The sequence below is a fragment of the Rhodococcus sp. OK611 genome (assembly GCF_003050885.1).
Classification (GTDB): Bacteria; Actinomycetota; Actinomycetes; order Mycobacteriales; family Mycobacteriaceae; genus Rhodococcus_G; species Rhodococcus_G oryzae.
Map to the genome: position 1 here is coordinate 108,488 of NZ_QAOZ01000003.1, position 21,990 is coordinate 130,477.

The 21,990-nt window shown below is 70.0% G+C and carries 19 protein-coding genes; 7 read left to right on the forward strand and 12 right to left on the reverse strand.

Features of this window, described 5'->3' with window-relative positions; genetic code table 11:
• The first annotated feature begins 143 nt into the window (after positions 1-143).
• Complete coding sequence (locus C8K38_RS04410; RefSeq protein ID WP_097210755.1) at positions 144-821, forward strand: hypothetical protein; 678 nt, start codon at positions 144-146, stop codon at positions 819-821.
• A gap of 32 nt (positions 822-853) precedes the next feature.
• Here C8K38_RS04410 and C8K38_RS04415 read toward each other — a convergent pair whose 3' ends face one another.
• The 4 genes from C8K38_RS04415 to C8K38_RS04430 all read right to left on the reverse strand — a co-directional run bounded on the left by C8K38_RS04415 (position 854) and on the right by C8K38_RS04430 (position 4,217).
• On the reverse strand, positions 854-2,053 hold the full coding sequence (locus C8K38_RS04415; RefSeq protein ID WP_097210756.1) for an N-acetylmuramoyl-L-alanine amidase: 1,200 nt from the start codon (positions 2,051-2,053) through the stop codon (positions 854-856).
• Positions 2,054-2,171: 118 nt separating this feature from the next.
• Positions 2,172-2,495: a thioredoxin gene (gene trxA / locus C8K38_RS04420; protein ID WP_072753054.1), complete on the reverse strand. Its 324-nt coding sequence runs from the start codon at positions 2,493-2,495 to the stop codon at positions 2,172-2,174.
• Between the two features lie 67 nt (positions 2,496-2,562).
• Complete coding sequence (trxB, locus tag C8K38_RS04425) at positions 2,563-3,552, reverse strand: thioredoxin-disulfide reductase (RefSeq protein WP_097210757.1); 990 nt, start codon at positions 3,550-3,552, stop codon at positions 2,563-2,565.
• A 44-nt stretch (positions 3,553-3,596) separates the two neighbouring features.
• Positions 3,597-4,217 (reverse strand): TetR/AcrR family transcriptional regulator, encoded by a 621-nt coding sequence (locus C8K38_RS04430; protein WP_097210910.1) that lies wholly within the window; start codon positions 4,215-4,217, stop codon positions 3,597-3,599.
• Between the two features lie 280 nt (positions 4,218-4,497).
• Between C8K38_RS04430 and C8K38_RS04435 the strand changes: the two genes are divergently transcribed.
• Entirely contained in the window at positions 4,498-4,788 is a 291-nt protein-coding gene (locus C8K38_RS04435) for a hypothetical protein (protein WP_097210758.1), read from the forward strand.
• Between the two features lie 8 nt (positions 4,789-4,796).
• Here the strand turns inward: C8K38_RS04435 and nox are convergent, their stop codons facing one another.
• Positions 4,797-6,002, reverse strand: a complete 1,206-nt coding sequence (gene nox, locus C8K38_RS04440) for a 4,4'-dithiodibutanoate disulfide reductase (RefSeq protein ID WP_097210759.1) — start codon at positions 6,000-6,002, stop codon at positions 4,797-4,799.
• A 94-nt stretch (positions 6,003-6,096) separates the two neighbouring features.
• Here nox and C8K38_RS04445 point away from each other — a divergent pair, with 94 nt between their 5' ends.
• Positions 6,097-6,663 (forward strand): TetR/AcrR family transcriptional regulator, encoded by a 567-nt coding sequence (locus tag C8K38_RS04445; RefSeq protein WP_097210760.1) that lies wholly within the window; start codon positions 6,097-6,099, stop codon positions 6,661-6,663.
• Positions 6,664-6,675: 12 nt separating this feature from the next.
• Here the strand turns inward: C8K38_RS04445 and C8K38_RS04450 are convergent, their stop codons facing one another.
• From C8K38_RS04450 to C8K38_RS04470, 5 genes are all read right to left on the reverse strand, one after another.
• Entirely contained in the window at positions 6,676-7,425 is a 750-nt protein-coding gene (locus tag C8K38_RS04450) for a hypothetical protein (RefSeq protein WP_097210761.1), read from the reverse strand.
• 56 nt (positions 7,426-7,481) lie between these two features.
• A complete protein-coding gene (gene sigM / locus C8K38_RS04455) occupies positions 7,482-8,066 on the reverse strand; it encodes an RNA polymerase sigma factor SigM (RefSeq protein ID WP_097210762.1) in 585 nt (194 codons plus the stop codon).
• A 55-nt stretch (positions 8,067-8,121) separates the two neighbouring features.
• Positions 8,122-12,060 carry a murein biosynthesis integral membrane protein MurJ gene (murJ, locus tag C8K38_RS04460; protein ID WP_097210763.1) on the reverse strand — a complete coding sequence of 1,313 codons (3,939 nt, stop codon included), beginning with the start codon at positions 12,058-12,060 and terminating at the stop codon, positions 8,122-8,124.
• Positions 12,061-12,266: 206 nt separating this feature from the next.
• Positions 12,267-14,657 carry a glycoprotein gene (locus tag C8K38_RS04465; protein WP_097210764.1) on the reverse strand — a complete coding sequence of 797 codons (2,391 nt, stop codon included), beginning with the start codon at positions 14,655-14,657 and terminating at the stop codon, positions 12,267-12,269.
• On the reverse strand, positions 14,654-15,211 hold the full coding sequence (locus C8K38_RS04470) for an NUDIX hydrolase (RefSeq protein ID WP_097210765.1): 558 nt from the start codon (positions 15,209-15,211) through the stop codon (positions 14,654-14,656). The genes C8K38_RS04465 and C8K38_RS04470 overlap by 4 nt, the downstream gene beginning before the upstream one ends.
• Before the next feature lie 93 nt (positions 15,212-15,304).
• Here C8K38_RS04470 and C8K38_RS04475 point away from each other — a divergent pair, with 93 nt between their 5' ends.
• Positions 15,305-16,753, forward strand: coding sequence for a CCA tRNA nucleotidyltransferase (locus C8K38_RS04475; protein ID WP_097210766.1), 1,449 nt, complete (start codon positions 15,305-15,307; stop codon positions 16,751-16,753).
• Positions 16,754-16,756: 3 nt separating this feature from the next.
• Here the strand turns inward: C8K38_RS04475 and C8K38_RS04480 are convergent, their stop codons facing one another.
• Together C8K38_RS04480 and C8K38_RS04485 are read right to left on the reverse strand one after the other, a co-directional pair.
• Complete coding sequence (locus C8K38_RS04480) at positions 16,757-17,479, reverse strand: hypothetical protein (RefSeq protein WP_097210767.1); 723 nt, start codon at positions 17,477-17,479, stop codon at positions 16,757-16,759.
• An 18-nt stretch (positions 17,480-17,497) separates the two neighbouring features.
• Entirely contained in the window at positions 17,498-18,997 is a 1,500-nt protein-coding gene (locus C8K38_RS04485) for a DUF4185 domain-containing protein (RefSeq protein WP_097210768.1), read from the reverse strand.
• A gap of 152 nt (positions 18,998-19,149) precedes the next feature.
• Between C8K38_RS04485 and C8K38_RS04490 the strand changes: the two genes are divergently transcribed.
• Genes C8K38_RS04490 through C8K38_RS04500 form a run of 3 tightly spaced genes read left to right on the forward strand, consistent with a single transcriptional unit; the run spans position 19,150 to position 21,990 of the window.
• Positions 19,150-19,752 (forward strand): TetR/AcrR family transcriptional regulator, encoded by a 603-nt coding sequence (locus C8K38_RS04490; protein ID WP_097210769.1) that lies wholly within the window; start codon positions 19,150-19,152, stop codon positions 19,750-19,752.
• Positions 19,749-20,951 carry a DUF418 domain-containing protein gene (locus tag C8K38_RS04495; RefSeq protein WP_218840951.1) on the forward strand — a complete coding sequence of 401 codons (1,203 nt, stop codon included), beginning with the start codon at positions 19,749-19,751 and terminating at the stop codon, positions 20,949-20,951. Before C8K38_RS04490 ends, C8K38_RS04495 begins: the two co-directional genes overlap by 4 nt.
• A complete protein-coding gene (locus tag C8K38_RS04500) occupies positions 20,944-21,990 on the forward strand; it encodes an alpha/beta hydrolase family protein (protein WP_097210770.1) in 1,047 nt (348 codons plus the stop codon). Before C8K38_RS04495 ends, C8K38_RS04500 begins: the two co-directional genes overlap by 8 nt.

Below are 21,990 nucleotides of genomic sequence, written 5' to 3' on the forward strand. Positions count from 1 at the left end.
AAATCCATTGCGTGCAAGTAGCTTTCGGATCTCATCCAGTGAAGGACGCCGGCCGGACGCGGATCGCCTATCCTGGATGACAGAGAACGTGTCACGCGGGGACTCACAGCCTCCGCAGTAGGTGTTTTGGAGGCGGAGTCAGGGTGTCGATGCGCATCAGCCCGCTCACCCTCGACGGTTTCGATCTACTCCCCCGTCATTCTCGGCGGTGCGTCTTCTGGGAGATGGACCCGGCCGCCGTCCGCAGCTCCCGCGACTTCTCCGATCCCGAGTTCGAGAAGGAAGCCTGGCTGTCGATGGTCATGCTGGAGTGGGGATCCTGCGGTCAGGTCGCTACCCTCAACGGCACCCCAGCCGGCTGCGCGCTCTACTCGCCGCCCGGTGTGGTGCCGCGCGCCAAGCTCTTCCCCACCTCCCCCGTCAGCCCGGATGCGGTCCTGCTGACGACGATGAGGCTCGAACCGGCCGCGGAGCTGGATGGGGTGGGCCCGAGTCTCATCCAGGCCGTGGTGGGCGATCTGGTTCGTCGTGGCGTGCGTGCCCTGGAGGCATTCGGGATCCGCGATGTGCAGGACGATCCGGTGGCCGGACGGCGCGGCCAGGAATGCACCCCTGCCGATTGCATGATCGATGCCGAGTTCCTCGCCGACATGGGATTCGAAGTGGTTGCCGCGCATCATCGCTACCCGCGGATGCGGCTGGAACTGGACCGGGATCACGGGTGGAAGGCCGACGTGGAGTCGGCATTGGAACGGCTGCTCGCGGTGGCGACGCTGACCATGACCGACATCGAACAGAAGTCGACCGTCGGGGTTCTCTGACCGCGTCGCTCACGTACGGCGACGGCGGGCTCCTAGGCCTGGTCGGCCTTTGAGAGCTCCTCGGCCAGCAGTTCGGCGAAGGTGAATGTGCCGGTGGGCTGATCGTCCTGCCCGAGCAGGTAGAGGCGCTTCACTGCGATCAGGATGGACTCGGCGATGATGTCGCGGTTGCGCGGATTGGCGAGCACGCTGACATCGGATTCGTTTGTGAGATAACCGATGTCGACCTGCACGGTCGGCATGTTGGTGAGCCGCAACAGATCCCAGGTGCGGCCGTGGGTCCGGCAGTCCTGCAGCGAGGTCCGGGCCACGATCTCGCGCTGGATGAAGCTGGAGAGAACCTGTCCGATCCGGGAGGTGGCACCGTGCGAGTTCCCGAAGTGGAAGCTGGCCACGCCATTCGCGTGCGGGCTGGTGCTGGCCGAGCACCGCAGCGAGATCATCAGGTCCGCCTCGAACGTGTTGGACGTCTCGGCGCGCTGCGCGGGCGACGGGTTCTGATCGTGCGGGCGGGACAGGAATGTCTCCATGCCGGTCGCCGCCATCCGGCCCTCGAGCCGGCTGGCCAGGTCCCAGAGGATGTCGGACTCGGTGATCGGACCGAACGCCGAGTCGAGCACGATGCCGGTCTCGCCGCCGCCGAGGTCGGGGTCGATCACGATGCGCTTGCCGCTGAGCTGCGGGCCGGAGCGGCGGACCAGCTCCTCCTCGGTGATGGCGTGCGGCGAGCCGCCCGTCACCCGGGTGCCGAGCAGATCGAGCGACCGCAGCGTCTGCGGGCCGCAGATGCCGTCGGAGGCGATGCCGATCTCACGCTGGAACGAGGACAGACCCTCGTGGGTCTGCGGTCCGAAGTAGCCGTCGACGCGCCCCGGGTAGAAGCCGAGGTCCTGCAGCTTGGTCTGTAGCGCCGCCACGTCGTCGCCGTACAGCGGCGCGGACAGCTGGTAGATCAGCGTGCGGGCGCCGAGCCGGTACGAGGCCTCCTTGAGCGACCGGTAGGTCGCGGTGCCGACCACTCCGTCGACCAGCAGGCCTCGCTGCTGCTGGAAGGCCCGCACGGCGCTGTCGAGGTGGTGGTCGAACACCGCATCGGGCGCGATCCACTGCGAACCGTTGATCGCCTCACGCGAGGTGATCGACACCCCGTTGTGCAGGAAGCCGAGCGTGGAAAGGGTGCCTCGAACCTCGGCAACGGCGGGACCGTGGTCGCCGTGACGGAGTCGATGCATTCTTCCCGGCCCTTTCGTCAGTTCCTGACGGCGCACCAAGGCGCCGCGCGTCGCACGTGTCGATCGATTGTCGCAGAAGCCCCCGAGAAACAGTCAATCTCGGGGGCTGCGATGTGACCTACAGGACGTCGGACAGGTCCTTGAGCAGGGCGGCCTTGCCCTTGGCTCCGACGATCTGCTTCACCGGCTTGCCGCCCTGGAACAGGATCATCGTGGGGATCGACATGACCTGGAAGTCGCGCGCGGCGGCCGGGTTCGCGTCGATGTCGAGCTTGGCGACGGTGAGCTTGTCGCCGTGCTCGCCCGCGATCTCCTCGAGGACGGGGGCGACCATCTTGCAGGGGCCGCACCAGGTCGCCCAGAAGTCGACGAGGACCGGCTTCTCGGAGTCGAGGACGTCCTGCTTGAAGGAGTCGTCGGTGATGGTGATCGTGTTGGACATGGTCTGTCTCCTCGGGTGGCTGGTCGGGGTACGCGGGCGAATCAGGCCTCGCGGGCTACTCGGGACATCACGCGTCGACGGCGACCGGCGCGCCGGCTGCCTCGAGGGTGTTCGCGGTGATGTCGCCGCGCTCGGCGAGCCAGCGCTCGGCGTCGATCGCCGCGGAGGCACCGGTGCCCGCCGCGGTGATGGCCTGGCGGTAGGTGTGGTCGACCAGGTCGCCCGCCGCGAAGACACCGTCGAGCGAGGTCGCGGTGGTCGGCGACTGCACGCGGACGTAACCCTCGTCGTCGATGTCGACCTGGCCCTTGACCAGCTCGCTGCGGGGGTCGTGACCGATCGCGACGAACAGGCCGGTCACGGGCAGCGTCGACTGTTCGCCGGTGACGGTGTCGCGGACGACCAGACCGGTGACGCTGTTCTCGCCGACGACCTCGATAGGCTCCGCGTTGGTGACGAACCGGATCTTCTCGTTGGCCTTGGCGCGCTCGAGCATGATGCGGGAGGCGCGGAACTCCTCGCGGCGGTGCACCAGGGTGACCGAACGAGCGAACCGGGTCAGGAAGGTGGCCTCCTCCATCGCGGAGTCGCCGCCGCCGACGACCGCGATGTCCTGGTCCTTGAAGAAGAAGCCGTCGCAGGTCGCGCAGGCGCTGACGCCGCGGCCGAGCAGCCGCTCCTCCCCCTCGATGCCGAGGTAGCGGGCCGCGGCGCCCATCGCGAGCACGACAGCGTGTGCGTAGTAGGTCTCGCCGTTTGCGACGACCTTCTTGACCGGACCGGCCAGGTCGATCTCGTCGACGTCCTCGGTGCGGATGTCCGCGCCGAAGCGCTTGGCCTGCTCACGCATCTCGTCCATCAGGTCCGGGCCCATGATGCCCTCGCGGAAGCCCGGGAAGTTCTCCACCTCGGTGGTGGTCATCAGGGCGCCACCGAACTGGGTGCCCTCGAAGAGAAGGGGTTCGAGCTCCGCTCGAGCGGCGTAGACGCCTGCCGTGTATCCGGCGGGTCCGGAGCCAACGATGATGAGGTCGCGGACGGAGGTCGGAGTAGTCATGCGGGCCTTCCGAGGTAGTGGACGTTATGTGCGTCAACAACAGCCTAAGGGGTGTTGTTCCCGCTGTTCGTGGGTATGCCGCGGGCGGCGGCACGCTCGACGTACGGTGCGATCAGTTCCTCCGTGCGCCGGCGGACGGCCTCCGCGTCGGCACCCTTCTCCAGCTGACGGGTCGCGGCGTGCACCACCGCGTTGATCAGGTCCGCCATGGCGGCCGGGTCCTGCGCACCCAGTTCGGCGAGGGCGGCGGCCAGCGGGGCGATCAGCTGCCGGTGCATCGTGGCGCTGGACTCCGCGATCACATCACGGGGCGCGATCGAGGCGATGGCGGCGGCGATGGCGTGTTCGCCGTCCGCGACCAGATCGAGGTTCGCGCGCACATAGGCGAGCACCCGCCGGTCCGGGGCACCCGCCTCGGCCATCGCGGCCTCCACCCTCTCCGACCAGCGCGGGAAGGCGTCCTCGATCAGCGCGGTGAGCAGGTGCTGACGGGACCGGAAGTACTGGTACATGCTCGAGCGGGCCAGCCCGGCCCGGGCCGCGACCTCGGCAAACCCGGGGATCTCGGTGGCCCCCTCGGCGAGCACCTCCCGGGCGGCGTCGAGCAGCGCGCGCTCCTGGGCCTCGCGGTGTTCGGCGACGGTGGGCGCGGTGATCCGGGGCAACGGGTCTCCCTTCGCCCTGTGCGTCCGCTGCTGCGGGCCGTACATCAGCCGGTCACGATCTACGCCGGACATCGTAATCGTGCCGCTCCGGAGGCATGCGTCGACCGGCGACCCGGCCTCTCGCCGTCGCCTCCGTGCCCGCGTCTCTCCGCCGTCGTCGCGTCGATTTCCACCCTGTGATCTCTGTACAGGAGGCCCGTTTCGGGGGCATCCTGATCGTGAAGCCCGCTCGCAGGGTCACCGGAGGTCCGTCATTCCTTTCCACACCGCAGCTCGCGCATTGCTCGTCTCCATCGCCGCGATCGTTCTCACCGTCGCAGGCAGCGGCGGGGCGGGGGCGGCTGCGTCCGGCACCGCCCAGGCCCCGTCGACGCCCGCCCCGACCACCACCGAGCACGAGCCGGGGGCCGCCACTCGGTACGTGAGCAATCCCCCCGACAACCCCGGCGATCAGGCCTACTGCAACCTGCAGGCCGACCGGGCGAACGCCATGGCCGACAGCGATCCGGCGAGTGCGAAGTGGATCGTCGAGTCCGCCAACTCCAACGGTTGCAAGATCGTCAAGGCCTGACGGCCCGCTCAACCGATCAGCTGTTGCGCTTCGCGCACCACGCAGCGGGTGCCCGTGTAGATGGTCGGCATGCACTTGTTGCAGTGGATGCAATGGCCCTCGGTCGCGGTCTCGTCGCGAAACCTGTTGACCAGATCGGGTTCTCGTAGCAGCGCCCGTGCCATCGCGACGAACTCGAACCCCTCGTCGAGGGCGCCGACGATGGTGTCCATCCGATTGATGCCCCCGAGCAGGATCAACGGCATCGACAGGATCTCTCGGAACTGCCGGGCGAACGGGAGGAAGAAGGCCTCCTCGAACGGGTAGGTCGGGAACAGGTGCGGCCCGTACACCTTGAGTCCGAGACCGACCAGCTTCGGTTGCGACGCAACGAATTCCGCCATCGGAACCTCACCACGGAAGAAATACATGCCGTTGAGGAGGGAGCTTCCGCCGGTCAGCTGCAACGCGTCGAGGTGCCCGTCGGATTCGAGCAGCTTTGCGATCTGCATGCTCTGGTCGAGCCACAGTCCCTTCGGCACCCCGTCGGACATGTTGAACTTCGCGGTCACTGCGACCTTGTCCCCCGCCGCGGCCCGGACCCGTTCGAGCACCTCGCGGGGGAACCTGGCCCGGTTCGCGACGCTGCCTCCGTAGCCGTCCTTGCGCTTGTTCAGGTTGGGGCTCATGAAGGAGCTCAGCAGGTAGTTGTGACCGAGGTGCACCTCGATGGCGTCGAACCCGGCCTCGACCGCGACCCTCGCCGATCGCTCGAAGTCCGCGGTCACCTCCGCCAGCTGGTCCGGCGTCGCGCCGCGCACCAGACCCATTGCGGGAGCGCTGATCCGGGTCGAGGGAGCGAGGGTGGGTCGCTTGTTCGACAGCGTGTTGGCGACGAGGCCGGCGTGGCCGATCTGGGCGGCGGCCAGCGCCCCCTCGGCGTGCACGGCGTCGGTGAGCCGGGTCAGGCCCGCCAGACTCGACTCGTCGAGGACCAGGGTGTTGCGGTGGACTCGGCCGCCCTCGGACACCGCGCAGTACGCCACCGTGGTGAGCGCCGCTCCCCCAGCGGCCACCGCTCGGTGGAACTCGATGAGCTCGTCCGAGACGGCCCCGCGTGGCATCACACCCTCGAAGGTGGCGGCCTTGATGATCCGGTTGCGCAGGGTGAGCGGGCCGAGCCGGGCGGGCTCGAAGACGCGCGTCGCGGCTGGCGTCTCGTTCGGGGAGGTCATGTCGGATCCTTGCGTCGCGGAATTACGATGCCACCGGCCTCGTAATAGGACACGGTATAGCCCCGAGGCCGGACATGGAAGAGAATTCGGGGCAATGACTAAAACCGGATCGGGTCGGCCGCGGGACCCACAGATCGATGCTGAGGTGCTCGCGGCCGCTCGCGAGCTGCTGGTCGACGTCGGATTCGACCAGCTCAGCATGCGCGCGATCGCCGCGAGGGCCGGGGTGAGCCGGGCGGCGATCGACCGTCGATGGGACTCGAAAGCGCAACTCGTGCTCGACGCGGTACTGGGCGTGACCCCGGACCTGACCCCGTTCGCGGGGGCCGATCGGGAGGGATGGATCAGATGGGTGGTGACCGGGAGTTCGGAGCTGTTCCGCAGGCCCGAGGTGCGGGAGGCGGTGCCGGGACTGCTCGCCACGTTGCGCGATCAGGAGGATCTGCGTAACACGCTGTGGCGGGGCTTCAGCGGTCCGAGCAGCGCGCTGTACGCCGAGTCCTCCGGTCCGGATGACCTGCTGGATGCGCGCGCCCTCCTGGTCCTCGGGGCAGGTGCGGCGCTGTTCCTGTCGCTGATCGCCGTCGAGGAGGACACCCCCGAGATGCGGGAGCGGGTGTTGCAGATCCTGCTGCCGGTCGCGCGGGGCGAGCAGGGATGACCGCGCGGGCCGTCAGCCGATGTCGCTGCGCGCCAAGGTTTCCGGGCGCGATTCCGTGCACTCGGCACCGACCACCAGTGCGGTGATCTGAGGCGGTCGCGGACCCGCGAACAACATCAGGATGCCGCGGATCCCCCGGATCCGCACCGGGCCGGACCCGAGCAACGGGGTGGCCGGATCGACGCCGTTGGCGCGCAGACAACCGGCGAGCGCGTCGGGGCCGGACAACGGGCCGAGCGAGGACCGTCCCATCATGATGAGGGCGGCGCCGGGCGTCAGATCCGCACCCAGATCCGGCTCGTCGGTGCGGGGCAGGAACGGCTGGGCCATGGTCGGTGCCGGTGCTTCGGGATCTTCGTCGAACACCCCCGTACCGAGGGCGATGCCCCCTGCCAGCAGCAGGATCGCCGCGGCCGCGGCGGCGGGGATCCACGCTCGCCTGCGTCGGGGGTGCTCGGCGAGGGCCACCAGGGGGACCGTGTCCACCGGGGCCGGGGCGCCCTCGGCTGCCAACGCCGCGTGAATTCGGTCGAGCACCTCCGGGGGCGCCGGGGGTGCGGGGGTGTTGTCCGCACGGAGCTCGGCGAGCCGGGTGCTGACCGAATCGAGGGCGGCGAGGACTTGTCGGGCCTGCGGGTCGCTCGCCACCGCGGCGCCGAGGCGTGCCTCGAACGGGGGGTCGAACAGCCCTGCGTGCAGGTCGGCGATCAGTTCGGGGTCGAAAGGGGGCTGCAGGAGCGCTTCATCACCCTGACCGACCATGTCACCTCCCTGCTGAGTCCTCGAGTCTTACGGGCACGTCATTATGATTAGACCCCTCAAGGATGGATTTGGTTCCGCTCATTCTGCAAATATTTCAACTGCTGGGCCAGCTTCAGCCGGGCCCGGGCGCAGCGGCTCTTGACGGTGCCCTCCGGAACCCCGAGTAGTGCCGCCGCCTCCGTGACCGAATACCCCTCCAGGTCGACCGCCACCACGGCGGCCCGCTGCTCGGGCGACAGGGTGAACAGGGCGGCGTCGATGGCCATCGCGGTCTCGCAGTCGTCCATCGGGTCGCGGGGTCGCGCCGGCTCCTGGTGGTCGTCCTCCAGTGGCACGGTCGGTCGGGCCCGGTTGCGGCGGATCCGATCGAGACACGCATTCACCACGATCCGGTGCAGCCAGCTGCGCACGGCGGCATCCGCCCGGAACGACGCCGCCGTCCGGTGGGCGGACAGCAACGCCTCTTGGAGCGCGTCAGCCGCGTCTTCCGGCGTGTAGCTGGTCCGCTTCGCCGTCTGCCACAAATGGTCCTGATGTCTGCTCAACAACTCCGCAAACGCGCGTGCGTCCCCCGACGCGTGCGCTGCCAGGAGCTCGGCATCAGACATGCCAGCCCCGGCGACCCCCCTATAGATTCGCACGAGAAATGCTAACCGACCGTAAGGTCTGGAGTCACTCCGAGGGCTGAACCGACGTTCAGGGGGCCTTCGTGAAGCCGATCTCCGCGAGCGAAGACTGGTTCTTTCCGCCCTCGCTCGCCAGCTTGGTGATCCACACCAGGACCTTGCCGGTCTTGCCCTCGGCGGTCACCGGAATCGTGGTGACGCCCTTCCCGAGGACCGCCGCACCGATCACCTGGGTCTGGTCGAGGGTGGGGTTCGCCGTTGCGGCGGTGCGGATCTCGACGGAGGTGCCCGCGCTCGGCGAGTTGATCGAGACCTCGCGCAGCGCGCTCGGCTCGGCCAGGTCGATCATCAGGCCGACACCGTTCTTGAAGGTGGGGAACTGGTCGAAGTAGCCGTCCGTGGTCCACGCGGTGGCCGGGTTGCCGTCGATCGCCTGCTTCGCCGTTGCCGGGTTGTCCGGTGAGCCCTGCGGCGAGTACACGGCGGCGCCCGCGGGCACCACCGATGCCCCCGCGGGGACGGGCCCGGGTTCGGCGGTCGCCGACACGGAGGCCTCGGACGGGGCGGTCGTGAGGCCGAAGTTCTGGTCCGTCAGCGGTTCGCTGGAGCCGCCGCCCGCCAGGAAGTTGGCCAGCCACCAGCCGACCAGGGCCAACACGACGACGGTGAGGACACCGAGCGCGGACAGCGCGATGATCATCTTGTTGTCCTTGGCCCGCTTCGCCTCGGCCTCCTCGGGATCGAGAAGGGCGCGGCTGGTCGCCCCAGCGGGGCGCTGGCCGAGTCGCAGTGCGGGCATGAGGTCGGTCTTCTGGTCCACCACGGACGCCTGGTCCAGCACGTGCTGGACGGTCGCGGCCGTGCGGATCCCGCCGCCCTGCTCGAGGGCGCGGACGGCGACGGCGGAGATCTCGAACGGAACCTCGGGCCGGAGGCGTCGCGGCTCGACCGGCAGTCCGTCGTCGCCGCGGTCAGCCAGCCTCATCCCGCCCACGGTGCCTGCCGCGTGCGGCGTGCGCGGGTCGGTGCCCGTCTGGGGGGCCGCCGCCGGGCTACCGGACTCGGGCGCCGGTGCCGGCTCGCCGAGCGGCCACCGTGCGGTGATCAACGCGTACAGCATGGCGCCGAGTCCGCGCACGTCCGAGCTGGGATCGGCGTCGGCCAGGGTGGCGGGGAAGGCGAGCACAGCGTCGCCACCCGCGGAGATCCGGATCCGGTCCGGATGGTCGATCGACAGCGATCCGCCGCCGCGATGGGCTGCCTCCGCCGCCGAGGCGAGCGCACGGATCGCCCTGGCCGCGCCGATCGGAGACGGTTCGGTCTCGGCCATCTCCCGCAGCGACCGTCCGGGCGTCCACTCGGCGACGACGATGCCGCCCGAGCTGCCGCGGACCACGTCCAGGACCCGGGCGAGGCCGGGCGAGTTGATCCGACCGAGCCGCAGGGTGCGCGACAGGACCGCCTGCGGTCCCTCCGACTCGGACGTCGAGGAACTCGCGCGCTGGTCGGCGTCGACGAAGGTCAGTGCGACCTCGCGATCGAGCTTGATGTCGTGGGCCTGCCAGAACTTGAGTCCGCGGGCACCGCCGTGCGGGGCGAGGAGGCGGTAGCGCCCGCCCGCCACCGAGGCACCGGGGATCAGCTTGGGGCCACGCGTGGGCTTGGCCGTCCCGGTGGAGTCGCCGCCCACCCGCAGCGGGGGCAGTGTCGGCGAACCGATCGGGATGACACCGGTGTCGACGGTCAGGTCGCGCTCGGGGCGCTCCACCGCCGGCTTGTCGGCCTTGGCGGCAGCCTTGGCCCCATCGCCGTCCGGGGTCACCGTGGTGGGCCCGTCGTCCGTTGCCTCGATCTTCCGCGGGGCCGATTCGGGCACGGACGCCTTAACAGCGGACACGCCGGACTGGCCGTCGGCAACGTTCTCGTCGCTCACCCTCACTCCTTCGCGCATTAGTCCCGAAATCTCTCCTGTTGAGAACTGGTCCCCAGACCGCCGTGGATCAGCGTACGGGAGTGCAATCCCGCCGCTGAGGGGTATCTGAGCACCATCGATGACGGGGATCAACTCCGTCTCTGCCTCATAGAGTGGCACGACCTTCGGCGTATCGACGCGCGATTCCGGCGCCGACCGACCGAGAAGTCTGTTCACCACACGCCCCACCGCCACTGTGCCCGCGACCACCTCGGGCACCCGGGCGATACGCAGCAGCCCGAATGTCAGTCCGAGCATGATGACCGCGCCGATACCGACCTGGACGAAGGCACCCGGCCCGCCGAACCGGTCGCCGAGGCGGTCGAGTCGCAGCAGCTCCTCGGCCGTCAGCATCGTGATCCCGCCCGCCACCGAGGCGACGACGACCAGGAACGCGGTCTTGCCGACGTTCGCCATCCGCAGGTTACCGAGGCTCCGCCGGAGCAGGTATCCGCCGATCAGCGCGCCAACGGTGAAGCCGAGGCCGTTCGCGACGCCGAGCAGGCTGACGACCTGCTCGTCGCTGGTGGCCACCACTGGCGCCAGCATCGAGAGCCCGACCTTCACCCCGGTGATGCCGAGGATGATCCAGGTCGGTGTCCAGGCCTGCTCGCGGGCGTAGAACACCCGTAGGTGGATGAGGACGAGGGCGTACGGGATCAGGGTGAACGCGGACCAGCTCACGGCGTGTCCGAGCCGCTCGGCGTCGGCCTCACCGAAGTTGCCGTAGCCGAACAGGGCATGGCCGACCTGCGGGCCCGCGAAGGTGAGGAACACCACCACCGGCACCAGCGACACCATCGTCAACCGGGTCGAGACGGACAGGTCGTCGACGACCGCCGGGGTGTCCTCCGCGGCCGCATTGCGACTGAGCCGCGGCATGATCGCGGTGAGCACCGTCACGCCGAGGATGCCGTACGGCAGCTGCAGCAACAGCCAGGCCTGCTGATAGATCACCGGGCCAGCCGCGTCCGCCGCTGCGGCGATCCGGGTGCCGATGCTGAAGCCGATCTGGCTGATCAGGACGTACAGGACGATGGCGACGCCCATCCCGGCGAACATCTTCAGCCTGGCGTCGATCCCCCACAGCGGCTTCAGGCTGATGCCCTCGCGCCGGATGGCGGGCAGCAGGGTCGCGGCCTGGGTCACCACGCCGAGCGTCACGCCCAGCCCGAGCAACAGCACGCGCCCGGTGGTCATCTCGTCGGAACCGCGGGTGACCAGCCAGAAGACCGCGAGCACGCACAGCACAACGAGGTTGTTGAGCACCGGCGCCCACGCGCCGGGCTTGAACACGCCCCTCGTGTTGAGCAGCGCGGTCAACAGGGCCGACAGTCCGTAGAAGAGGATCGCGGGCAGCAGCAGGTAGGCGAACGAGGTCGACAGTTCGGCATCGACCTTGCCGTCCTCCGGGAGGAAGATCCGGGTCAGCAGCGGTGCAGCGACGACCGCGATCACCGAGGCGACGCCGAGTATCAGGCAGGTGATGGTGAACAGCCTGCGCACGAAGGCCGCGCCGCCATCGTCGTCCTCCTTCTCGGCACGCACCAGGACCGGCACCACGATCGCGGTCAGCACCGCGCCGAGGACCAGTTCCGAGATCATGGTCGGCAGCTGGCTGGCCACGGTGAACGAGCTGGCGGTCGCGGCGCCGAGCACGGTCAGCAGCAACACCTGCTTGAGGAAGCCGGTGATCCGGCTGACCAGGGTGGCCACCGCGATGGAGCCGGTGGACGCGAGAAGACGGGAGTTCGAGTTCGAGGCCGAGCTCTGCTCCTGCGGCTCCTGCGGCTCCTGCTCGGGAGTCGGCGCCGGATCCGGCGCTGGAGCCGCAGGCCTGTTGACGGCCGGGCCGGCCACGGGCTGTGTGGGCGGTCCCCCGCGCTGATGCGGGGGCGGCGGCAGGTAGCGCTGCGGGGCGGCCCGCGGCGGCGCGGGCTGCGGTCGGTAGGTCTGAGGCTGGGCGGGGCGGAACGGGCGCGGCTGGCCCGGCGGGAACGGCGGCTGCGGCCGGGGCGGTCCGGAGGGCGGCGGCATTCGTCCGGCCTGGTCAGGCGGCGGTACCGGCCGCGGTTCGGCGGGTCCGTGCGGTGCCGGGTTGGCCCGCTCCCACGGGGCGGGCGGCGCCGGTTCGGTTTGCTGAGGGGCCGGATTCTGGGGTCGCTGCGCGGGCTCCGCGCCCGGATTCTGGGGTCGCCCGCTTGGGTCCGCTCCCGTGCCCGGTGGGCGACGCGTGCTCCCCGTCATCGAGCTTCGTACCCTTCATCCGCTGGGTCTGGCTGACCCCGGAATCGGTGCCACAGGCGCCGTCCCGCAAGTAGCAACAGTAGTGCGCCCGCGCAGGCGGTGATGATCGCCAGCGCCTTGCCGTACGCGTTCGTCCGGATCGACACCGAGGTCGGCTCGCCCAGTTCACGGCCGTTCGTGGTGGTCAGCGCGACATCGACCACCAGCTTGCCGACGTTCTCGACGGTCGCCGGCACCTGCAGCGTCCGGCTGCCGCGCGGCGGCAGCTGCTGATCGCCGATGTCGGTGACCGTCATCTCCGGCGGCGCCGAGATCTGCAGCCGCACGTTGATCCCCACCGGCAGGTCGTTGCGCGCGACCAACAGCAGCGGGCTCTGCTCCGAGGCGAGGGTGTAGGCGCCGCCGGGGGGAAGCACCGTCACCGACGCGTAGATCTCGGTCAGCGCCTTCTCGACGTCGCTGACCCGGGTCTCGGCGGCGGCCGTCGCGGCGCCCCGGTCCCGGTCGCGTCTCCCGGACGTGCTCAGCGCCCGCAGCAGGTCCTCGCTCAGCGGCGCGGTGTAGCCGCGCGGGGTCAGCGCCGACTGCGGATCGTTCACCAGCGTCTCGGTGAGCGCATTGATCTCGGGGGCCACCGCGGCGGCTCCGGTCTGCACCCGCTCGGGCGCGCCGTCCTTAGCGGCCTGCGCCGGATAGTCGAGGTCGACCGGCGACTGTGCGGTCGGTCGATCGAGCAGGTCGGCGAGCGGGCGCGGGTTGGCCAGCCCCGAACGCATCAGGGTCGACACCGTCGAGAGGACGGTGCGCGCCTCGTCACCGTTCACAGACCAGTTCTGCGGCGGCACCACGAGCAGGCCGTGGTCCGCGTTCGGGGTGGCGTTCGGCGGCGGCGTCAGTGCCGGCCAGGCGATCGCGCCGAGTGCGTCCTGGAGTCGGGCGGTCCGCGAGTCGTCGGACAGGTCGTATCGAACATCCGCCGGGGTGTACGTGGGTGTCTGCGGGGTGGCACCGACGGCGGCGAGGGCGGTGGCCGCGGGCACATCGAACAGCGCCGCGGACAGCGGTCGATCGGCGGTTGTCCCGGCCAACGGCGCCGTCGACCGCGTGGTCTCCTCGGCCACCGCGTTGTCGGCCAGCAGCGCGGTCGGACCGAGCCCCCGGAGACCCGCCGCCTCGGGGTTGAGCACACCCGAGTCCGGCCAGGTCAGGCCACGGCGCGAGGTGATCCCCAATATGCCGTCGACGATCCCCGCCGGTGCCGACAGGGCTCGCTCCACCAGCGTCGGGTCGTCGGTCTTCTGCAACGCCGCGAGATCGACCTGCGCGAACGGCACTGCGGTCGTGCACAGTCGGGAAGACAGCGATCTCAACCGTTCGAGCCACTCGGTGGCCGGGGTCTGTCCGGTCCCCTCGTGTGCGGGGCCGTTCGGATCCGAGGGATCGTCGACCACCAGGTATCCCCTGGTCATGTTGCTCACGGTGATCAGCAGATCCGGGTCGACGGCCAGGCACATGCTGTCGGCGAGCTTGTGGTCGCGGTCGACGCTGTCCCCGGTGGCGAACTCGGCGGCGGCGAGCAACTGCTCGAGCCGCCCTCCGTCCGCCAGCGAGTCCGCCAGGTCGTCGTCGACGAGTCGGACCTTCTCGTCCGAGGATCCCGGGATGCCGGACGCGAGCCGGGGCTTGTCGGCGAACGGCCACATCAGGGTGATGGCCACGGGGTCGGTGATGCTCGGCGGGACCGCCGCCGCGTCGGGGCGATCGGCGCCGCGGATGCTGGGGTCGCGCGGGAGCCCGAGCACCGGCAGCAGGAATCGGGCGTCGTCGAGCCGGGCCTGGCCGCCGTACTCGGGTGTGCCGTTGACGTTGACCAGCAGGGGGTACACCCCGGGCTCTGTGATGCCGAGCGACACCGAGGAGGCCGACCGCAGCGGCATCGCAAGGGTGAACCGGCTGGACTGCCCCACCTGCAGCTTCTCGGTGACGGTGGTGAACTCCCCGACCGTGTCGTAGGCCTCCTGGTCGGCCGTGAGCATGGACCTGAGCTGCTCGGACTCCGAGACGGCCGGTGCGGCCTGGAGCCGCACCTTCACGTCGTGGACGGGACGGTCGCCGACGTTGCTGACCGAACCGGTGACCGTGACTAACGGTTCGCTGGAGGTGGTGACGGCCGTCGGGGTCACCTTGTCGATCGTCAGGCCCACGAACTCGCGCTCGTCGGTGTTCGACCGCACCCCTGAGGACGCGGGTTCGGTGGCAGCGGACTCGGCGCCGCTGTCGGGTCCGTGTGTGGGTGCGGCGGCGGCAACCGCGGCACCCATCGGGGCGGCGGCCAACGCCAAGGCGGACAGGGTCGTCACAGCAAAGCGACGCAGGGTGGCCCTCATCCGTTCTCTCGGGACGCTTCGCCGGTAGCGGACGCCATCTGGTCGATCAGCTCCCCCGCGACTCCCGCGAGCCGGCGTTCGTCGGCGTAGGCGAGACGGGACTCCAACTCGGCCAACGGAACCCACGCCACCTCGGTCACCTCGACGTCGGCGTCGGAGAGCTCGCCGCCCTGGAACCGGAGCAGATAGTGGTGCACGGTCTTGTGGACGCGCCTGCCCTCGGTCACGAACCAGTAGTCGATGCTGCCCAGTTCGGCGAGCACCGTGCCCTGGATCCCGGTCTCCTCCGCCACCTCACGCATCGCCGTCTGCTCGGCGGTCTCGCCCTGCTCGATGTGCCCCTTGGGCAGTGACCAGAGCAGCCGTCCCCGCCGGTCGGTCCGACCGATCAGCGCGGCGCACTGCTCGTCGCGGGGGCCGTCGAGGCCGTCGACCACGAGTCCGCCCGCCGACGTTTCGCGGACCGTACGCATGCGCGTGTTCGAGCGGTCGCCGTGCCCACTTCGTCGCCGCGGGTTGCGGCGACTGCGATTCGCGCGTTCGGCAGCAGACACCCAATCAATACTAGTTGCCCAGCGGGACCTGCCCCGAATCCCACACCGGCCGAGCGGCAAGCCGTCCCCCGCGCGTCGGTAAGCTGCGTACTCGTGGTTTCCCCTACTCCCGACGCCGATCGACGTGCCCGACTCCTCAAGGATGCCTCCGTGACCCTGCGGGGCCTCGCGGACGTGCTGACCCCCTTGGGTGCGCGGTTCGCCGCCGCCGGGCACGAGCTGTACCTGGTTGGCGGCAGCGTGCGGGACGCGGTGCTCGGCAGACTGGGCACCGATCTGGACTTCACCACCGACGCGCGGCCGGAGCAGGTGCAGGCAATCCTCAAGGGCTGGGCCGACAACCAGTGGGACACCGGCATCACGTTCGGGACGATCAGCGCCGCCAAGGGTGATCAGCAGATCGAGATCACCACCTTCCGCACCGATGCCTACGACGGGGTCACCAGGAACCCGGAGGTCGTGTACGGCACCAGCCTCGAGGAGGACCTGGTCCGCCGCGACTTCACGGTCAACGCGATGGCCGTCCGTATCGGCGCGGACGGATCGCAGGAATTCACCGATCCGCTCGGCGGCATGGACGCACTGCTCGACGGCGTGCTCGACACCCCCGCCGCGCCGGAGATCTCGTTCAACGACGACCCCCTCCGCATGCTGCGGGCCGCCCGGTTCGTCTCGCAGCTCGGCTTCGCCCTTGCGCCCCGGGTGCATCAGGCGATCGTGGAGATGGCCGGACAGATCGACCGGATCACGGCCGAGCGGGTGCGTGCCGAACTCGACAAACTGATCCTCGGCGAGTTCGCGATCGACGGCATCAACGTGATGTGCGAGACCGGACTGGCAGCCCGGGTCATCCCCGAGATCCCGAAGATGAAGCTGGAGATCGACGAGCACCACCAGCACAAGGACGTCTATCAGCATTCGCTCACCGTGCTGCAGCAGGCGATCGACCTCGAGGACGGCGACCCGGACCTGGTGCTGCGCTGGGCCGCGCTGCTGCACGACATCGGCAAGCCGGACACCAAACGCAACGAGCCTGCGGGCGGGGTCAGCTTCCACCACCACGAGGTGGTCGGGGCCAAGATGGTGCGCAAGCGGATGCGCGCGCTCAAGTACTCCAAGCAGATGATCGACGATGTCGGCCAGCTGGTGTTCCTGCACCTGCGTTTCCACGGCTACGGCGAGGGGCAGTGGACCGATTCCGCTGTCCGCCGCTACGTCACCGACGCAGGCGAACTGCTGCCGCGCCTGCACAAGCTCGTCCGCGCGGACTGCACCACCAGGAACAAGCGTCGTGCGGCGAAGCTGCAGGCCACCTACGACGACCTCGAGCAGCGGATCGCTCGGATCGCCGAGCAGGAGGACCTGGGCCGGGTCCGGCCCGACCTGGACGGCAACGCGATCATGAAGCTGCTCGGCATCCCCGCCGGGCCCGAGGTCGGCAAGGCATGGACCTTCCTGAAGGAACTGCGCCTGGACCGCGGCCCGCTCAGTCCGGAAGAGGCCGAGGCCGAGCTGCTCGCGTGGTGGGCACAGCAGCAGTAACCGCTATCCGATCAGCCGGAGCAGCTGAGTCAGATCGAACGAGCTGCTCAGCATCGGGATCTCGAGGGTGAAGCGGACGACGTGGCCGTCGCGGGTGGCGCGGACGTTGCGGGCGTCGTTGGGCAGTGGCGGCAACGGGATGACCGGCGCGGGCAGGTAGCGCCCCGGCACCGGGACCCCCCGCCAGCGGGCCCGGATCACCTCGATGCGCAGCACGTCGTCGGCGATCGAGGCGTCGACGAGGGCGGTCAGTCGGCGGTGCCGGTGCTCGGCGCGGATCAGTCCGGATTCCTCGGCGAACAGGATCCAGTCGAGGTTGCTCTGGAGATTGACCTGCGCCAACAGCGCCGACAGCGCGACGCGGCCCTCCAGATCGATCTGTGCGGTCCGGACCCGGGTCGGCGCGCCCGGCACGAGCCGAACCCCGTTGGCGACCGCCGTCACCTCCTCCAGCGCATGCCCGCCCCAGTCGATGCCCGTGAGCCGGGCCCGTGACTCGAAATGCGCGCCCTGACGTCGCACGCGAAACGAACCCAGCCGGGCCGTGACCGGCACGCCCTGCAGGGTGACGGTGACCTCCCGCCCGACGTACCGCCGCGCGATGCCGAGGCTGAGCGCGGTCATCACGCTGTCGGGGACCAGCGCCGTCATCGTGCCCGCGCCGAGGGTCGCCACCGGGTCGACCCAGGAGGTGGTGATCGACGACAACGACCATCCCGTGCCCATGACAGGCAACGATAGGCCTCAGCGCAGCCTCGCGTGCATCAGATAGACGTTGTAGCTGTCCCACTCCGACATGGTGAAGTACACATCGTCGGCGGTGGACCACGGATGCAGGAAGCCGCCGTACAGGTCCGGGTAGTCGGCGCTGCTCACCAGCGGGACTCCCGCCGACCACGCGCCCTGCGGGCTGTTCGCCTGGCGCAGCACGATGGTCTCGGCCGGTGCGTCCAGGTAGCTCATCTGCCACAGGTCGCGGGACCCGTCGTAGCGCACCGACACCTCCGAGGCCACACCGTCGAGGATGGGTGTGGGCGAATGCTCGCCGATCGGGGTCCAGGTCCCGTCGACCCAGTACTGGTAGGCCGACTTGTCGAGCACGTCGTCGGTGGCGACCCGGGCGAGGGCGATGGTGCCGAGCCGCCCGTTCGGGGTGCCGAACATGTAGACGTGGTCACCGGCAGGGACCATGCTCGTGACCTGGAATTGGTTCATCCCGAAGATGTTCTCCCACTTGGCATACGGGTCCTTGGTCCAGGTCTGGCCGCCGTCGTCCGAGTAGGCGATGCCGCCGTGGTTCGTGTACCACCTGCCGGGGACCATGCTCCAGCGCCGGACCGACATGTAGCTCATGTACTGCCGGTCGCCGATCGCGAAGCCGGAGGTCGGGATGGTCGTGGTCTCCCAATTCTTGACCTTGCGGCTGCCGAGCAGTTCGGCGGCGTGGCATGCGCTGTCCTGCACCATGGAGTCGAGGGTCAGGCCGTCGGAGAGGTCGCGGTCGGTGCTGTGCCCCAACACATTCGAGCGCCAGTCCTGGCCGTTCGCGCCCGGTGGTGCCCAACCCCGGCCGAAGGTGTCGCCGAACGCGATGGCCACCTCGCCCGGCCTGCTCTCCCACATGATGCCGAGGTCGGTGCCGTTGACCTGCCACCGCTTGTCGGTGCGGTTGATCGAACCGGGGCCGGTCAGCTGGGCCACCAGGGTCACCTCGTCGACCGTCGGTGCCGCGGCGGGGGTGCCGACCGGTCCCGGCTCCCATGGTGGGAACCGCGGGACCGGCGGCGGAGGCGGCGGCAGGCCGGGCCCGGGGATCGGGATGGGGATCGGTTCGGGGTCGGGGGCGATGGAGAACCGCGGTATCGACGATCCCCACGAGCCCGAACCCGAGGAGGAGGAACCGGACTCGGACGAGCCCGCGGGACCGGGTCCGGGCTGCTCGGGCGCGGTGTCGGTGATGTCCGGGCACGGATCGGCGCACGGGTCCGCGGGCAGCGGGGCCTGTGGGATGCGGGTCAGGTCCTGCGGCGGGTCGGGCACAGGGACCGGGACTATCTGGGGCCAGGGCACCTTGATGTCGATGCCGGGCGGCTCGGCGGACTCGTCCTTGGCGGACGGGTCGAAACCGGTCTCCCCGCAGGCGTTGGTGGGCGCACGCGCCCCCGTCGCGGTCGCCGGGGCGAGCACCGAGCCGGAGGCGGCGAGGGTGAGCACGAGCAGTGGTGCGCTCAGGCGACGGATCACGAAGCCCCCTTAGGCCTTCCCGATCGCCCACCGCCTCCGGACCGGCCACCGCGATCGTTGAGATGAATTTAGCAGTGGCCAACGACTCGCCGAGGGATTGATTAAGTGACCACTCAATGTATTATTGGCCACTCCGAGTACCAGGAGGACAGATGCGCACAGTCGACGTTGCCGCCAGGGCGGCCAAGCGGACCGCCCTGATGGACGCCGCGGCGCGGTGTTTCGCCGAGCGCGGCTACAGCGCCACCAGGACGGCGGACATCTGTTCGGGCGCGGGCATGAGTTCGGGCAATCTCTTCCACTACTTCCCCACCAAGCACGATGTGCTGCTCGCCCTCGTCGAACGCGACGGCGAGCAGACAAGCGAGGCGATGACCGATCTCGCGCAAGCCGGTGACCCCATGGCCGCGCTGCTTTCGCTCCTCGACGAGATCTGCGGGCTCGCGGGCGATCCGGTGTACTCCGGTCTCGCGCTGGAGATCTCGGCCGTCGCGCATCGCGACGAGGAGGTCGCGGCCCGGTTCAAGGCGAACGACCTCACCTTCCGGTACGGGCTGGCGACGCTGGTGGAACGGGCCGGGGATGCCGGTCAGCTGTCCACCGATCTCACCCCGGAGCACGCCGCGACCTGGCTGGCCGCGCTCGCCGACGGCATGTTCGCCCGCGTGGCCGCCGACCCGGATTTCGATCCCTCGGCCCAGGCCCCGATCCTGCGCCGGATCGTCACCCAACTCCTCGTGGGCGGTCCCGAGTGAGCCTGCGCACCGGCACCGTTTCCGCACCGGTCGCTCCCGACCGGCTCCGCAATGTCGATGCGCTGCGCGGGTTCGCGCTGTTCGGCATCCTTGCCGTCAACATCTGGGCCTTCGCCGATCCCTACTACGCCTCGCCGGAATCGAACCCGGCGTTCGATTCCGGGCTCGATCACGTCGTCCGGTTCACGGTCTCGCTGCTCTTCGAGACCAAGTTCTACCTGCTGTTCTCGTTCCTGTTCGGTTACAGCTTCACGCTGCAGATGGCGGCCGCCGAGCGGGCAGGAACGGCCTTCCTCCCGCGGATGCTGCGCAGGCAGAGCGGGCTGCTCGCCATCGGCCTCGTACACGGGGCCGTCCTCTACTACGGCGAGATCCTGTCCACCTACGCGATTCTCGGCCTGATCCTGTTGGCGTGCAGGCACATATCGCCCCGCCGTGCCGTGCAGATCGGCGTCGGACTGGTGGCGGCGGTGGGCGTGGTGTGGATGCTCCTCGGGCTGCTGACGCTCGCGGAAGGCGGGGGCGAGGGCGTCGCCGCATCGGATGCGGCGGTCAAGCTGACGGCCTTCGGCGGTGACGCGGCCGCGACCCTCGGCTTCCATTCCGGGCACCTGCCGGAGACCATCTCGGCTCTGGTGGCCCTGCAGGCACCGAGCGCGATGGCCATGTTCTTCTTCGGATTCGCCGCCGGCCGGGTGCAGGCGTTCGCGGACCCGGACCGCTTTCGGCCGCTGATGCGGCGGATCCTGGTCTTCGGGTTGCCGGTCGGGCTGATCGGCGCGCTCGCCTACGCGCTGGCCGCGGCCTACGCGCCCGGCGGCGGCGTGGAGACCTTCGCGTTCGGGCTCGGGCAGCTGACGGCGCCGATGCTCACCGCGTCCTACGTCGTGGCAGGGGTGATGCTGTTCCGTACCGCCCCGGGCAGGCGGATCGAGTCGGCACTGGCCCCGATGGGCACGATCGCGCTCACCAACTACCTGCTCCAGTCGCTGGTGCTGGGCGTGCTGTTCACCGGCTACGGGTTCGGCCTGATCGACCGGATGCCACCGCTCGCGGTCCTGACGGCCGTGCCGGCGATCTTCGCGACCCAGCTCGTCCTCAGCCGCTGGTGGCTGCGCGGGCACAGGTACGGTCCGGCGGAGTGGGCGCTGCGCGCGATCACCATCGCGGGCATCCCGCCCTGGCGGCGTCGTGGCTAGCGGGTCGCCGTCGCCCCGCCGCCGACGGCGTCGCCGCGGCGTTGGCGGCCTCGCGGCGCTCCTGGCCCTCGTCCTGATCGGCGGGTTGGCGGTCGTCGCGGGCAACAGCTACGCGCTCCGCGAGGAGCGGGTCACGATCTCGACCGCCGCGGGCGCGCTCCGCGGCGTCCTCGCCCTCCCCCGCGATGCGGAGGGGCCGGTCGGACTCGTCGTCTTCGTGCACGGGGACGGGCCGGTGGAGGCGACCAGCGAGGGGTTCTATCGGCCCATCTGGGAGGCCCTGGCCGAGGCCGGCTATGCGTCGCTGTCCATGAGCAAGCCCGGAGTCGGCGGCTCCCAAGGCAATTGGCTCGAACAGTCCCTCCACGACCGTGCCGTCGAGGCCGGGGCGATGATCGACTGGGCGCTCGATCGCCCCGAGATCGACCCGCGGCGTATCGGGCTCTGGGGAGCGAGTCAGGGCGGCTGGGTCCTGCCCGAGGTCGCCGTCGACCGGCCGGAGGTGTCCTTCGTCATCGCGGTTTCACCGGCGGTCAACTGGCTCGACCAGGGCCGGTACAACCTGCTGGCCGAACTCGATGCCACCGGTGCGGGCGAAGCCGAACGTCGGGCCGCGATCGCCGAGAGCGACGCGGTCCGCGCCCTCCTGAATCGGGGCGCCCCCTACGAGGAGTATCTCGAGGCGTCGGCCGACGACGAGCCCATGGACCGCGACCGCTGGGGCTTCGTCCTGCGCAACCACACCGCCGACGCGACGGCCGCGCTCGGGGAACTCGGGCGCAGGGACATCCCGGTGCTGCTCGTCCTCGGCGAGGACGACCGCAACGTCGACGTCGGCGACACCAAGCGCGCCTACGAGCGTCTGCTCGGCGCCCGGCTCACCACGGCGCGTTTTCCCGGCGCCGCGCACACCCTCGCCCGGTCCGGCGTCGAGGAATCGGAGCTGTGGGGAGTCCTGGTCGGCACGTTCGCGCCGCGCCAGGTCTTCGTGCCCGGATATCTCGACGCCCAGCGCGACTTCCTCGCCGGCCTGCCATGA

What these genes read in the sequence shown, in the direction of transcription:
- trxA (WP_072753054.1), bottom strand. Translation starts at nt 2,495, where the DNA reads ATGTCCAACACGATCACCATCACCGACGACTCCTTCAAGCAGGACGTC.
- C8K38_RS04465 (WP_097210764.1), bottom strand. Translation starts at nt 14,657, where the DNA reads ATGAGGGCCACCCTGCGTCGCTTTGCTGTGACGACCCTGTCCGCCTTG.
- murJ (WP_097210763.1), bottom strand. Translation starts at nt 12,060, where the DNA reads ATGCCGCCGCCCTCCGGACCGCCCCGGCCGCAGCCGCCGTTCCCGCCG.
- C8K38_RS04450 (WP_097210761.1), bottom strand. Translation starts at nt 7,425, where the DNA reads ATGGTCGGTCAGGGTGATGAAGCGCTCCTGCAGCCCCCTTTCGACCCC.
- C8K38_RS04415 (WP_097210756.1), bottom strand. Translation starts at nt 2,053, where the DNA reads ATGCATCGACTCCGTCACGGCGACCACGGTCCCGCCGTTGCCGAGGTT.
- C8K38_RS04445 (WP_097210760.1), top strand. Translation starts at nt 6,097, where the DNA reads ATGACTAAAACCGGATCGGGTCGGCCGCGGGACCCACAGATCGATGCT.
- trxB (WP_097210757.1), bottom strand. Translation starts at nt 3,552, where the DNA reads ATGACTACTCCGACCTCCGTCCGCGACCTCATCATCGTTGGCTCCGGA.
- C8K38_RS04480 (WP_097210767.1), bottom strand. Translation starts at nt 17,479, where the DNA reads ATGGGCACGGGATGGTCGTTGTCGTCGATCACCACCTCCTGGGTCGAC.
- nox (WP_097210759.1), bottom strand. Translation starts at nt 6,002, where the DNA reads ATGACCTCCCCGAACGAGACGCCAGCCGCGACGCGCGTCTTCGAGCCC.
- C8K38_RS04490 (WP_097210769.1), top strand. Translation starts at nt 19,150, where the DNA reads ATGCGCACAGTCGACGTTGCCGCCAGGGCGGCCAAGCGGACCGCCCTG.